Consider the following 13,159-nt stretch of genomic DNA (forward strand, 5'->3'; position numbering starts at 1 on the left):
CGTTGAGGTGGATAGTGAGGTTAGACCTTGCTATCCACCTCGCATTATTAGAACGAAAGGGTTCTACCCCCGTGACTTCAGCACAGAACGACGAAATCCGCGACGTCATCATTGTCGGCTCCGGTCCGGCCGGTTACACCGCCGCGGTTTACACCGCCCGTGCGAATCTGAACCCACTAGTCATCGCCGGCTCAGTCACTGCCGGCGGCGAACTGATGAACACCACCGACGTGGAGAACTTCCCAGGCTTCCCCGAGGGCATCATGGGCCCAGACCTGATGGACAACATGCAGAAGCAAGCCGAACGCTTCGGCGCCGAGATCCTCTTCGACGACGTCACCGAAATGAACCTCGAAGGCGAAATCAAGACGCTGTCCCTGGCTGACGGCACCATCTACCGTGCTCGTGCTGTCATCGTCTCCACCGGCTCCGCCTACCGCGAGCTGGGCCTGCAGGATGAAAAGCGCCTCTCTGGCCATGGCGTCTCCTGGTGCGCCACTTGCGACGGGTTCTTCTTCCGCGACCAGACCATCGCCGTGATCGGCGGTGGCGACTCCGCCATGGAAGAAGCACTGTTCCTGACCAAGTTCGCCTCCAAGGTCATCGTCGTGCACCGCCGCAACGAGCTACGCGCTTCGAAGATCATGGCCGACCGCGCCCTGGCCCACGAGAAGATCGAATTCATCTGGGACTCCGAAGTCATCGGCATCAACGGTGCCGATAAGGTCGACGGCTTGATCGTGAAGAACCGCACCAGCGGTGAAGAATCCACCGTGGACGTCACCGGTATCTTCGTGGCCATCGGCAACGACCCACGCGTGGATCTGGTTAAGGACCAGCTGCAGCTGACTTCCGAGGGCACCATCGCCGTTGAAGGCCGCACATCCAAGACCTCGCTGCCAGGTGTCTTCGCCGCCGGCGACGTCATCGATTCCACCTACCGCCAGGCCATTACCGCGGCCGGCTCGGGCTGCGCCGCGGCCCAGGACGTGGAGCACTACCTGGCCAACGTTTCCGAAACCCTCGCTACCGCCTAATAGTTTTCTCAGAAAGGGGTTGTCTCTCATGAGCAACGCAAAAGCAGTAACTGAAGCAACCTTCCAGGCCGATGTCCTGGATGCCGACAAGCCAGTGATCGTCGATTTCTGGGCTGAATGGTGCGGCCCTTGCCGCCAGCTCGGTCCAATCCTGGATCAGATCGCAGAAGAGCACGCTGCGAAGGTCGACGTCGTGAAGGTCAACGTCGATGAGAACCAGGCAATTGCCGCGAAGTACGGTATCACCAGCATCCCAGCCGTATACGTCTTCAAGGGCGGCGAGCATGTCGCTACTTCCATCGGTGCCAAGCCGAAGGCTGTCATCGAAAAGGACTTCGCAGAATACCTGTAAGCCAAGAACATGATTGAAGTGGGGATCAACCGCAAGGTTGGTCCCCACTTCTTATTTAACCGTGGCGCCGCGAGAAGTTCACTTGCTTTCGTTTTCTGGCCGTTTCCGAGCCTTACCCCAGCTCAGGTTGAGCCGGTTCTTCATCTGAAGGCCCTTTTGACATGATGTTGCGAATATCCAAGACAAAATATTTGTTTTTATTATTCTGGCTCTGTTCTATGACGCTTTGCACCGTTCTTTGGCACCCGTCAGCCAAGATGCGCATTTCATGCTCAGCAATGGACCCGGCAAGTTCGGGTTCGCATTTGATCGTTTCTCTGGCCACCTAGACAGGTTCCCGAATTCTGAATCTTGATGTCCTATGCAAAATTCAGCGATCCGCAATCTCCGTATTTCTAGCCCTTCAACTTCGGCCCACAATTCCAGACTGCACTGTGAAGGGCCGCGGAAACGCATCCGGATACGCCGCACATGCTAGCTGATTGGATGTGCTTTCTGAGAGACAGCCAAAACCAATTCCTCATGGGACTATCCGCTTCCGGTCGAAATTGCGTCAAATTCTGTCCATGGATAATCCAGGCCATGCCGACTGCCGCATCCCCGTGTCGCCGCGACACTCAGGTTTCATGGGCGTCTTTAGCTGGAACAGCATCTCTTGGTCTTGATTATTGGGGAGGGTTCAACGCGCAGTGAGAACTGCCAGGGCTAACGGAGTTCCAGGGAATTAGCGGAGCACTCCCCTTCCGCGTATCCACTGGTTGCTCACTGAGCCTACTGTTTCGCCGTCAATCGTCAGAATCCATGACGCTATCTCTTCCAAAGTCCGAACGGTTCAGCAACGAGTTCCTGAGGACGTTCTCTGGCTAAACTGGCACGCAGTAAGCAGAACAGAATCTTTCGGCTTGTGAGTTGTTGTCGTAAGTCAGTTGCTGCGGCCCAAACCATGTTTAGTGCCGATACGTCATCACCCACTGCGCAACTGTCACATGGGCCGCTGGGTAATGATGAGGTGCGACCTGTCGAAGATTGAATGAATCTGAGGTCGATTGCCGTGGAGCGAACGAGCCACATCATCGCTGAATAGCTGTTCATACCCATCGGGGCGAAGCTTGCCGGTAGAACCTGCATCGGGGACAAAGGCCTTAGACTCATGCTCGTTGCCCTACTGTCGACTCGCGAAGAGAAGGCCTGAATCTCCAATCTGCTAGTGATCGGAGGAGTTTCTCTCTGATCAGGTCATTGCGATTCTGCACTAGGTCCTAGTGCAATCAACTAACTCTGAACAGCGCGCTACCTATCTTTCGGGAAGTCGGTTTCCCCGAAGGCCAGTACTAACCCCACATATAAGTTCTTTCATTCACACGCTTCCCTCCTTCAGGTTCTCTTGCCTTTCAATTAATGGAGGTCTTCGCCCAGTTCTCCAACCCTGAGAAATTTAGGTTGATCACTACTACGGGCTTCGGCCCCTGGGGCTTCGCACTCCACGGCATCATGCCTACCTATTGCGCGGCTGGTGCATGGACAGCTTGGTCCGAATGCCCGCGCTAGTTACCTTGGGGCTTTTTTCTAGTGAATAGTTCCTTCGAACCGGGATAAAAGCAGGAGCGGGTTGAGCCGGGTTTGCGAAGACTCTAGTGAACCTATTTCACCGCTAATCCTCCTACTCTCTTGGATTGAAGGTTGTGATCCTTCTGAATTTCCCTTCGCTCACCTTGCTCATGAGCGGGATCTGGAGCACTGCCGGGCCGCTCATGCCCGACAGGGCTCCCGGAGACCCATACATCCGCCTAGGACGCGCTTCTGCGGCCTCATAAGTCACTCCTAAGGCTTTCTGGCCATCTGTTGCCTCGACCCCTCCCTAGGGCCTTGGCGTCATTTCCTCCTGTCAGCTGCTGGCGTTGAAGTGGTTGGACGATCGTATCCAGGCTTCACCTTCCGCGCGTATGGGACCAAGGGTCAAGTTATCCCTCGGCATCTCGCGACGCTCTTACTTTCCTGCACGCCGTGCGTGCCCGCCTGGTTTTTGGCGCTGGAACGAACTTCCTCATGTCCGCGCCGCAAGCCGCAGACTGATCACTGTCCTTTCACGTAGGCACCGGCCAGACAGGTCCTCTCCGGCGCTCGTACAGGCCTACGCATGTATTCAGCAAGCTTCTTATGCCTCATCTCAGCAAAGGCTGTCAGCCTGCGGGTAGTGGGTATAGCATCATTAGCTATTCATTTCGGGGGCGGGGTGCCCAGGTCGTGCGTGGCCGCTCCATTCTGTGCAACGTCAAACCTGCATGTGCTTTCAGGTCGTTCTGGTTGTTTCACGTGAAACACCAAGCGCATCGTTGAATTCAGGACAATCAAAGGGCGGTCTAGTTACTGTTTCACGTGAAACACGTTTCGCTTCGCAGACGTCAGCAGGTTCGAAGGACGGTCTGGATTATGTTTCACGTGAAACGTTGCTTCAAGGCAGCTGCTTTCAGTGTCCATGTTGCGGTTCCGCTCCCCACCAGTCGCAGTCGCCGATTCAAGAAATTCGAGAGACGGTGACACGATTTCATGACAGCTCGAACTCGGATTTCTAGAGATCTGGATGTCGGTTCGGCAAGGGTGCGCACCAATGTTAATCCCACACCTGCGTCAGGAATCTTAATGGAGTCGTTGATTCTCATCAGCGTGCCCTGGCTCAGGGTGCGCGTAATGGCTTCGGGAAAAGCTAGTACCACTCCCCCATCGCACGGCATGGCGCATTCGACATAAGAAGTTCCGGTCATGCCCGCAACGCCAACTGAAGATCGCCTTCTTATCGTCAAACGGAATCGGACCTGTACCGTCCAATTCTCCCTACGCCAGCTCGGCATTGGTCAGCAAACCGGACGGTTCTTCGCCCGATATGGATGGTTAGGCGAAGACAGCCTCTCCTCAGGGTGAACCAAGCAATCAGTATTCGCCGAGGCATCAACCTGGGCACCATTGGCCTCACCCCAGCGGACAATCGGCGGATTGGACCTGGTTAGCACCGACTTCTGCTAATAACGATCAGCTGCATCAACGGCCGCAGCACCGAATGGAACGTAATCCACCTTGACGATGATCAACAGTTTGTATTGCATAAGACGCAGCAACCCATGAGTCGATTTCCCTCCGTGATGCGCCGCCACCAACCTTTACGCGCAGCCAGAGCTGTTCATCGAAGAGCATTGGATACCACTGCCGGCAGGCTTTGACACCCAGCGCAATACGCGAGTTAATATTCACCGCCCATGGCGGTCCTCTACAGGTCACGAGCATAGCTGTCGGGATGATCGCCGTCCTGGCCCGGCAGGCTTCACGAGTCCATCCCTCATCATGTGCTGGATCAACATGCTACTTGCACGTCCGACAGATTGATGGCATTTTCATGGCTCTCGCCAACTGCTCAATCGTTTCTTCCGAAGTACGCATTACTGGTCATCATGAAAGTCGTGGATGTCCAGGCAAGGGATTCTATTGCCGGCCGATACCTAGCGTGACGCGACCACGCGGCCGTGGTCGTGGCCAAATAACGGTTGTGCGTCGGATCTTGCTCAACGCACAACGCAGTAATCTGCACATGTGCCGGATCGGTAATCATCTGGTGATTGTGAATATTCGGTGGTTTGAGAGCCACCCAATATTGCGCTTCTGGGCCAGTCGTTATTGTGGTTCAGATCCACCCAATAGTCTCCCTTAGAGCCACCTGCCGGATCATCAGTCCGGCAGGCAGTCCTGAACGAGGATTCCATCGAATCAACGCCCCGTGGCTAATGCTCCGGCCGAGAGTACACCTCACACATGTTGAGCCCACCGGTCTCAACCCAAATCGTATCGTGCACGACATGATCCATGATCGCGTCGGCCAACGCACCAGCGTCCAGCCGGGCACGCCAATCCGATTGCTTGTACTGCGTACAGAAAATGGTGGATGCAGCGTCATACCGCCACCCTATGAGCTCGAAGATGATTCTCAGCAACCCGCCGGCTGGAGGATCCAAAAGCCACTCATCCATCAGCAAGACGCAACCACCGGCGCGCGCGGACAGAATACTGGGTGGCTCAGAACCGCAATACTGGCGGCTCTCGAAAAGTCCAATATTCAGCTTGTCCAGCACCGCGGAGGATCAGCCACCACCAACTGGCCGCAGACCCTCTATCCATGGTCACCGTGGAATCAACAATCCGGCCAATGTCTGAAGGATGCACCAAATAATTATTGCGGCCCAGACTCATGCTATAGGTCCTTCTCCATCGTGCCCGATGGCTGAGCCCGGTACTGATGGCATCGAAGGCGAGATGATCATTGTGCCTAGAGCCTACGGCGACCGGTCGATGCTCCGGACCTGGATCGGGCTGAACGGTGTACATTGGCTTTCGGTAGACACCCGTCGAGCTGTTTGCTGAGATTCTGAAGGAAAGAGGATTCAAGCAACTGGTTGCATTCGGTTTGCTCCTTGAACTCAGAATCTCTCGGTGGAGCCAGAATGGTCCTGCTAGCCAGCGGCTCGGCAAGCACTGAACTGGCTTCCGTGTCTTTCCTTTTGCTTCCGAATCGCGGATTCACGGTCCCAGATTCTGCTCTTGAGGACCGCGTCATCATCGTCGTTCTAGCTCCACATCCCAACGCTCAGATCCGGGCATTGCCAACTAGGAATCATCAGCGCTTTGAACACCCTCAAATGCGACAGCCTCATCATCAGCTCCGGCAGCATCAGAGCCTGGTCGGATCCGACAGGTGTCCGTAGCTTGGGGAACCACAGATCCACTTGCGCGGCTTGCCCTGATTCGTGGACCAACCGGTCCGCAGGGCCCACGTTCGTGTATTCCGGACATATCAGTGCGACCCGGTTCTTCAACGTGGAGATGGAATTCGTTCATTCGATTCGTTCGTCGATGGCCGTCGCCGGCATGCGCGGATACTCGCAGACCAGCCTGCGGGTTTCTGGTTCGAAAGCGTCAGCGATGGAACCACGCTTCGTCTACAGGTCATTTGCAGACTCGGTGACTGCCAATGCTGAGCATACGGTGTTACGTGGGATGCCAAGTCGCCGCGAGATCGCCGTTATTGGCACGCTTTCTGCTCAATGCAGTCGACGGATCTCTGCGTACTGTTCCACATTGATCCTTCCCTCAGAGTGTCTGTTGAATGGATCAGGTGGGGTGAATATTCAAAAGTCGTTCAATGGTTAGCATTCAGTTAGCGTTGGCACCCCTCCGAACTTGCCCCCGGTTGGTCCTGCCATAAGTCCATAGCGGCCTTCCTTGGCCCTTCACGGCCTTCGTGCGAGCCTTCCTCTCCCCTACCCGACTCCCGGCTCTCGTGGCGTCGCTACACGCCCACCTTGCTGCTCAGAGAGTCATCACGGTATGCCTGACTATCTGATCTTGCTGTTCCAGAATATGCTGTATGCAGTCCTTGCTCAACGCCGTTGCATATCTGCCCTAAGCAAGAACGATGAAACGTACCCTTGGAATCGCCCGATACGGCTTCTCGGTCCAATGTTTTCGGAGTTGTGCTCAGTTGCCGACAGCATCCTGGCTCCCTTGCACATCAGTCCTCGAACAATCTAAGAAGCATGGCTGACACATGCCACTGCGCATTAGATGGAGTAGAGCCAGGCAGGGATAGACCGCGAAAACCATCAGTGTCTCTACTGATCGCACCTTGTGTTCTCCTTCGCACTGGAAGGTAGCCGGAATACTGTGCACCAAATGCGGCGCCTATCGCCCCGGATGTCCTACCAAGCAGAATACTGGCTGCCCAAATCCGTATCCGCTGGGGTAGTTCCCGCAGCCAGGCGAGTCGAATCATGCGTTCTATCCTCTTCCCGTTCTCCGTTGAATTCATTAAGTGGAGGCATTTCGGTGACCTAAACTGAATGGCTCGCTGATCCTCAGGAGCAGGCATCGGAGAATGGTTACGAAGCGAGGTGAAGGGCTCGGCTCAGCGATTCGGTGCCAATCCCGAACCTGGTACGGTGTGTCCTGCTTTCTCTACATTTCTGGACAGTGTCGTGGCTACTTCGTGCTCATGCCATCGGCGTGTACGTTCCCTCTTTGATAAGCCAACGGCGGATGCCAACAATCAGTTTTATGCTTGCTGTGGTTCATGATCCATTTGATGCGAAAGCTATGCGGGCACACCTAAGTATCCGTTTATGGACAGCAGCGGTTTCCTACCCACCAACGATTCATCTCCATGTGCCGCGCTCATACTTGGTTGGCAGTAACCTCGCATGGAGTATTTGTTCCACGTGAAACACAGGCTCTAGATACAAGGAAGGCGCATGTTTCACGTGAAACATGCGCCAGTTCATGAAATTACGAGTTCATAGTCGGATCAATAACCTGCATGATGCGGTTCAGATCATCCACCGAAGCGAACTCGATGCTGACTTTGCCCTTGCGGCTGCCAAGCTGAATCTTGACGTTAGTGTCCAAGCGGTCCGCGAGCGAAGTTGCCAGGAAGTCCAGGCGTTCATTGCGCTGGGTCTCTCGCGCCTTCTTTGCTGGCTTTCGTGGCTTGTCGTCACTCAGTGCCACTGCTTCTTCGGTCGCGCGCACGGACAAGCCCTCATTGATGATTCGCTGAGCCAGCTGCTCGATGACTTCGTTGTTCGACAGTCCTAGCAACGCGCGCGCATGACCGGCAGAAAGAACGCCAGCCGCAACACGACGCTGAACGAGTGGAGGTAGTTTCATCAAGCGAATCGTATTGGAAATCTGCGAACGGGATCGTCCGATTCGTTCTGAAAGCACTTCCTGGGTGCAATTGAACTCTTCTAGAAGCTGCTGATAAGCAGCGGCCTCTTCCAGTGGATTCAGTTGTGAGCGATGCAGGTTCTCGAGCAAGGCGTCGCGCAACAGATCGGTGTCATGCGTGTCGCGGATAATGGCCGGGATAGTCGCTAGGCCAGCCGCCTGTGTCGCGCGCCAACGGCGTTCACCCATGACCAGCTCATACGGAGCGTCATCTTTCTCGCGGGAAGGGCGGACCACGATAGGTTGAAGCAATCCAATTTCGCGGATCGAATGGATGAGTTCATCCATGTGCTCCTGATCGAAGTTGGTACGCGGCTGCTTGCGATTTGGGTGAATCAGCTGGACGTCGAGTTCAGCGAACTGTGCGCCAGGAACTTCGACAAGATCGGGAGAGTCTGATTTTACAGGTTGCGGCTCGGTCTTCTTAGGTGCTGGTCTCTCAGCTGATGCGTCTTCCTGAGGTGCAGAGGTATTCTTTCCCCCAAGAGTTGTATTCAAGCCAGGCATAGTTGCGCGAGCGCGCTTTGCCGGCTTTGCGGGAGTGGTTGGCGCCTTAGGTGCCGAAGACTTGCGTCCCGGTTCGAAGAACATATCGACAGGACGTGTAGCGCGCGTCTTCGACGCTTCCGCGGCCGGTTCTACAGGAGCTGTTTCACGTGAAACATTCTGGTTTTCTTCAGGAGCCGCCGTCGCCGGTGAGCTGGAAATAAGGGCACCCAGTCCCCTGCCCAATCCCCGCTTCTTATCTGCCATGTTCTTCGCACGCCCTTTCATCCGAAATTTCAGCCCGAGACTAGTCTACTGTTTTTTGGCTTTGAACCGGGGATGCGCACAGTGCGTCAGCTGTGGCTCTCACCGTACGAATCTCGCATCCGCATCAGATAGATCTGGAAAAACAAACGAAAATCTAAGGGGATGATCTTTTTCAGCGTGAAACGTATTTATAAGGTCTTAAGCGCCTCGTTCAGCCATCTCTACGGCTGCTTCGGAGTACGACAATGCACCAGTCGAATTTGGATCATAAGTAATGACGGTCTGCTGGTAGCTCGGCGCTTCAGAGATTCGTACCGAACGAGGGATGACGGCCTTGAGCACCTGCTCTGGGAAGTGCTCACGGACTTCGTTGGCGACCTGCGCGGCCAAATTCGTGCGACCGTCGTACATGGTCAGCAGTATCGTCGAAACCGTCAGCTTGGAGTTCAAATGCTTCTGGATCATTTCAATGTTCTTCAGTAACTGGCTCAGGCCCTCGAGCGCATAGTACTCGCACTGGATTGGGATGAGAACTTCACGAGCGGCAACGAAGGCGTTAACGGTCAGCAGGCCTAGGCTTGGTGGGCAGTCGATGAAGACGTAGTCCAAGCGAGGCAGCCCCTTGCGCTGGCGGGTACGCGCGTAGTCATCCAGGGCGCGCTGCAGGCGCTGTTCGCGGGCTACTAATGAAACCAACTCGATTTCAGCGCCTGCCAGGTGAATGGTTGCAGGAGCGACCTGCAGGGTTGGCAAGTCTGGGCATGTGGCTACTACGTCAGCCAATGGAAGATCATTGATTAACACGTCATAAATGCTGTCTACTTCAGCGTGGTGTTCAATGCCCAGCGCGGTAGAAGCGTTGCCCTGCGGGTCGATATCAATGACCAGGACGTTTAGCCCGCCCTTGGCCAGGGCAGCGGCAAGGTTGACCGTGGTCGTCGTCTTGCCTACGCCACCCTTCTGGTTGGAAATGGTGAAATAGCGGGTCTTCTCAGGCATTGGCACCTTGCGGGCCTCCAAAGCTTCGCGACGACGATGTTCACTAGCTATCTGAGTAGCCAAAGGCGAGGACGAGTCGTTGAAATCAAACGCGCTATCCGATGAATCCTTAGTCTTAGACAAAGGTAAAACTCCTCCTCGTGAATTGATGCACCTAATGCTCATGGCGTGCACCGATAATGTTTCACGTGAAACATTCAAAACAAGTCATGCAGATTGCGAAATGGCTTCATCCTCGAAAACTATGAGGATGAAAGCCATTTCGCTTCTATAACTATTTAACAGACTATCGCGTCAACCTTAGCCAACCTTGATGCGAACCACCGTGGTTGGCTCTGCAAGGATGCTTTCGCCCACAGTGAGCACTTCGGTTTCCCTGCCGCCAAGCTTGCGGATCGCCTTGGTAGCCTTAGCGATCTCTTCGACAGCGGAGCGGCCCTTGATGGCGATGAGCTCGCCCTGTCCGTGTAGCAATGGAATAGTCAGTCCAGCCAAGTTGGTCAGAGCAGATACGGCACGGGCCGTGACATAGCGTGCGTTGACGACGTCGACCATCTGCTCTGCACGGCCACGCATCACGGTGACGTTGTCCAGACCCAGATCATCGATAACCTCGGAGAGCCAGATGCAGCGGCGCTCCAGAGGCTCAATAAGCGTCAATTTGAGGTCCGCGCGGGCGATTGCCAAGCAGAGCCCTGGAAGGCCAGCACCGGAGCCTACGTCGGCTACCTCGGCGTCCTTCTCCATGACCTCTTCGATCACGGCGCAGTTGAGCACGTGACGGGACCACAGACGGGGTACTTCCCGTGGGCCAAGAAGCCCGCGCTCAATGCCCGAGGTCGCCAGATGCTCCACATAGCGCTTGGCAAGATCCAGGCGGTCACCGAAGATCTTCTCGGCAGCCAGGGTCTCTTCTGCAGTAAGGCTGAGGTCCTCAGTCATGGTCGTTGGTCCTTAGGTCGATCAGCACGCTCTCGCGTGATGGTTCTTAGCTGTCCAGTACCGAAATAACGATATGGCGTCGGGTCGATTCACCCTCGGATTCCGAGTGCAGTCCTGCATCGGCGATCACGTCGTGCACGAGCTTGCGCTCGTAGGCGCTCATTGGATCCAAGTGGGTCTTCTCGCCGGTTTCGCGTACCGACGCAATAGCATCTTCAGCGATCTTGCGGAGCAGTTCTGCGCGCTCTGCGCGGTAGCCGGCAATATCCAGGATCAAGCGCGAACGTTCACCGGTAGCAGTGAGCACTGCCAGCCGGGTGAGTTCCTGGAGGGCATCGAGGACTTCTCCATCCTTGCCTACGAGGCTCTCCAACGAGGCGTCTGCGTCCTCGGCAAGGATCGAGATGTAGGTGCGGCCACCGCGGATCTCGATGTCGATATCGCCGTCCAGATCTGCAATGTCCAGAAGCTCTTCGAGGTAGTCGGCGGCGACGTCGCCCTCGTCCAGAACTTCCTGGTCGTCTTCGATCTGGTTTTCCAGTTCTGGTGCGTCGATGTTCTCAGTTGCAGTCATGGCTACTTCTTCTTTCGACGGTTCTTGCGCTGCGGCTGTTCACGCTGGCCCTTGGCCTGTTGCTCCGCCGCGGCGGCGGCAGCGGCGTCAGCGTCTTCCTTCTTCACGCCTACTGGAGGCAGGCCCTTGGCGGCGCGGCGAACGTTAAGTTCGCGCTCTGCTTCCGAACCAGGGGTCGGGTTGTTGCGGATAACCCAGAACTGCTGGCCCAGGGTCCACAGGTTCGAAGCGGTCCAGTAAATCAGCACACCGATTGGGAAGTTGATACCACCGATACCGAAGACCAGGGGCAGGATGTACAGCATCATCTTCTGCTGCTGCATGAACGGGCCCTCGAGGGCCTCCTTGCTCATGTTCTTGGTCATCAGCTGTCGCTGGGTGAAGAACTGCGATGCGGTCATTGCAAGGATCATGACCACCGCAACGATGATCACTGCCCAGTTGATGGCACCGGAATTGATGGTGCCCAAGAAGGTCTCGGACAGCGGAGCGCCCAGGATCGAGGAATTGTCGAAGCTGCGGATGTGCTCAGCGGACAGAGCGCCGATCGAACGTCCATCATCGCTGGCGCGGGAGGCTTCGTTCAGAACGCGGAACAGCGCGAAGAAGAACGGCATCTGCACGAGCAGGGGCAAGCAGGAAGACAGCGGGTTGGTCTTATGCTTCTTGAACAGCGCCTGCTGCTCCTGAACCATAGCCTGGCGCGACATCTGGTCGGTCTTGCCCTTGTACTTGGCCTGCAGCTTGCGCAGATCAGGCTGCAGTGCCTGCATCGCGCGCTGGGACTTGATCTGCTTGACGAACACTGGGATCAGCAAAGTACGGATCAGCAGCACGAGGAAGATGATCGACAAGGTCCAGGTAACACCCGAATCCCCGTTCATTCCAATCGCGGTGAACAGTTCGTGGAATGCCCACAGAACCCACGAGACTACGTACGTAAACGGAGTCAGTATCGTGTCTAGGAAGTTGTTCATCAGTGGTCGAGCTCCTTGCGGCCGCTTTCCGCGGCGTCTTCATCGTCGGGAATCACAGGATGATTCAGAACTATGATCCTCGGCAGTTTGCCTTCTGGCCAAATCCTCGGTCCCTCAGGAACGTGGTCGACGCCTCCGTGGGACCACGGATTGCATCGGAGAATCCGCCAAGTGGTCAATCCGGCGCCTTTGACAACGCCGTGCTGAGTCACTGCTTCGAGCCCATAGGCAGAACAGCTAGGAAAGTATCGGCATACATCGCCATATAGTGGCGAGATGAGTTTTCGGTAAGTCTTGAGCAGCCCGATAACGATGTTGCGTGGGATATCGATGATGAACCACAGCAAACCGGTACGCGGAGCTAAGTCCTTACGCATCAGCGCGCCTCAATCTTGCGCAAAACAGCGGAGAAGGCTGAATTGACCTGGGAGTTGAGTTCTTCCCAAGAGAGTTCGGCGGCGCCAGGAAGTGCACGGAAGACGAAATCGACGTCGCCGTCCACGCGCCGCAGCTCGTGGGCGATTTCCCGCATTCGTCGTTTGGTGAGGTTCCTTTTAACGGCAATACCTACAGCCTTGGAAACAATGAATCCAAACCTGTCACCAAGGAACTCTTCGGTTTCTCGGTGCCGTGCATATAGCACGACGTTCCGGCGTCCGCTTCGGACGCCGGAACGTACAGTGGCTGTAAGGTCTTGCGCTAGGCGCAGTCGCTGATTCTTAGGCAACATCGGCTTCGGGTTGCTCTTTAGCTGAGCTCG

General features: G+C 55.7%; 11 protein-coding genes. 2 read left to right on the forward strand and 9 right to left on the reverse strand.

What is annotated here, in order from left to right; genetic code table 11:
• Positions 1 to 71 precede the first annotated feature (71 nt).
• A complete protein-coding gene (trxB, locus tag ACWICV_RS14535) occupies positions 72 to 1,037 on the forward strand; it encodes a thioredoxin-disulfide reductase (protein ID WP_332730515.1) in 966 nt (321 codons plus the stop codon).
• Positions 1,038 to 1,065: 28 nt separating this feature from the next.
• Entirely contained in the window at positions 1,066 to 1,389 is a 324-nt protein-coding gene (gene trxA, locus ACWICV_RS14540; RefSeq protein ID WP_105656613.1) for a thioredoxin, read from the forward strand.
• Positions 1,390 to 1,501: 112 nt separating this feature from the next.
• Here the strand turns inward: trxA and ACWICV_RS14545 are convergent, their stop codons facing one another.
• From ACWICV_RS14545 to rnpA, 9 genes are all read right to left on the reverse strand, one after another.
• The gene (locus tag ACWICV_RS14545) at positions 1,502 to 1,714 is read right to left on the reverse strand and encodes a hypothetical protein (RefSeq protein ID WP_454091166.1); all 213 of its coding nucleotides are present in this window, start codon (positions 1,712 to 1,714) and stop codon (positions 1,502 to 1,504) included.
• Positions 1,715 to 5,159: 3,445 nt separating this feature from the next.
• Positions 5,160 to 5,507: an ATP-binding protein gene (locus ACWICV_RS14550; protein ID WP_402472036.1), complete on the reverse strand. Its 348-nt coding sequence runs from the start codon at positions 5,505 to 5,507 to the stop codon at positions 5,160 to 5,162.
• 2,206 nt (positions 5,508 to 7,713) lie between these two features.
• Positions 7,714 to 8,907: a ParB/RepB/Spo0J family partition protein gene (locus ACWICV_RS14555; protein ID WP_400289706.1), complete on the reverse strand. Its 1,194-nt coding sequence runs from the start codon at positions 8,905 to 8,907 to the stop codon at positions 7,714 to 7,716.
• 198 nt (positions 8,908 to 9,105) lie between these two features.
• Positions 9,106 to 10,029 carry a ParA family protein gene (locus tag ACWICV_RS14560; RefSeq protein WP_105658699.1) on the reverse strand — a complete coding sequence of 308 codons (924 nt, stop codon included), beginning with the start codon at positions 10,027 to 10,029 and terminating at the stop codon, positions 9,106 to 9,108.
• Positions 10,030 to 10,206: 177 nt separating this feature from the next.
• The gene (gene rsmG / locus ACWICV_RS14565) at positions 10,207 to 10,848 is read right to left on the reverse strand and encodes a 16S rRNA (guanine(527)-N(7))-methyltransferase RsmG (protein ID WP_105662203.1); all 642 of its coding nucleotides are present in this window, start codon (positions 10,846 to 10,848) and stop codon (positions 10,207 to 10,209) included.
• A 46-nt stretch (positions 10,849 to 10,894) separates the two neighbouring features.
• Complete coding sequence (locus tag ACWICV_RS14570) at positions 10,895 to 11,422, reverse strand: Jag family protein (RefSeq protein WP_133833763.1); 528 nt, start codon at positions 11,420 to 11,422, stop codon at positions 10,895 to 10,897.
• 2 nt (positions 11,423 to 11,424) lie between these two features.
• A complete protein-coding gene (gene yidC / locus ACWICV_RS14575) occupies positions 11,425 to 12,399 on the reverse strand; it encodes a membrane protein insertase YidC (RefSeq protein WP_400289703.1) in 975 nt (324 codons plus the stop codon).
• The gene (yidD, locus tag ACWICV_RS14580; RefSeq protein ID WP_105662201.1) at positions 12,399 to 12,776 is read right to left on the reverse strand and encodes a membrane protein insertion efficiency factor YidD; all 378 of its coding nucleotides are present in this window, start codon (positions 12,774 to 12,776) and stop codon (positions 12,399 to 12,401) included. Before yidD ends, yidC begins: the two co-directional genes overlap by 1 nt.
• Positions 12,776 to 13,129, reverse strand: a complete 354-nt coding sequence (rnpA, locus tag ACWICV_RS14585) for a ribonuclease P protein component (RefSeq protein WP_105658694.1) — start codon at positions 13,127 to 13,129, stop codon at positions 12,776 to 12,778. Before rnpA ends, yidD begins: the two co-directional genes overlap by 1 nt.
• Positions 13,130 to 13,159: the final 30 nt, after the last annotated feature.

This window comes from Glutamicibacter sp. NPDC055354, from assembly GCF_053644955.1.

What these genes read in the sequence shown, in the direction of transcription:
- rsmG (WP_105662203.1), bottom strand. Translation starts at nt 10,848, where the DNA reads ATGACTGAGGACCTCAGCCTTACTGCAGAAGAGACCCTGGCTGCCGAG.
- yidD (WP_105662201.1), bottom strand. Translation starts at nt 12,776, where the DNA reads ATGCGTAAGGACTTAGCTCCGCGTACCGGTTTGCTGTGGTTCATCATC.
- ACWICV_RS14570 (WP_133833763.1), bottom strand. Translation starts at nt 11,422, where the DNA reads ATGACTGCAACTGAGAACATCGACGCACCAGAACTGGAAAACCAGATC.
- trxA (WP_105656613.1), top strand. Translation starts at nt 1,066, where the DNA reads ATGAGCAACGCAAAAGCAGTAACTGAAGCAACCTTCCAGGCCGATGTC.
- ACWICV_RS14555 (WP_400289706.1), bottom strand. Translation starts at nt 8,907, where the DNA reads ATGGCAGATAAGAAGCGGGGATTGGGCAGGGGACTGGGTGCCCTTATT.
- yidC (WP_400289703.1), bottom strand. Translation starts at nt 12,399, where the DNA reads ATGAACAACTTCCTAGACACGATACTGACTCCGTTTACGTACGTAGTC.
- rnpA (WP_105658694.1), bottom strand. Translation starts at nt 13,129, where the DNA reads ATGTTGCCTAAGAATCAGCGACTGCGCCTAGCGCAAGACCTTACAGCC.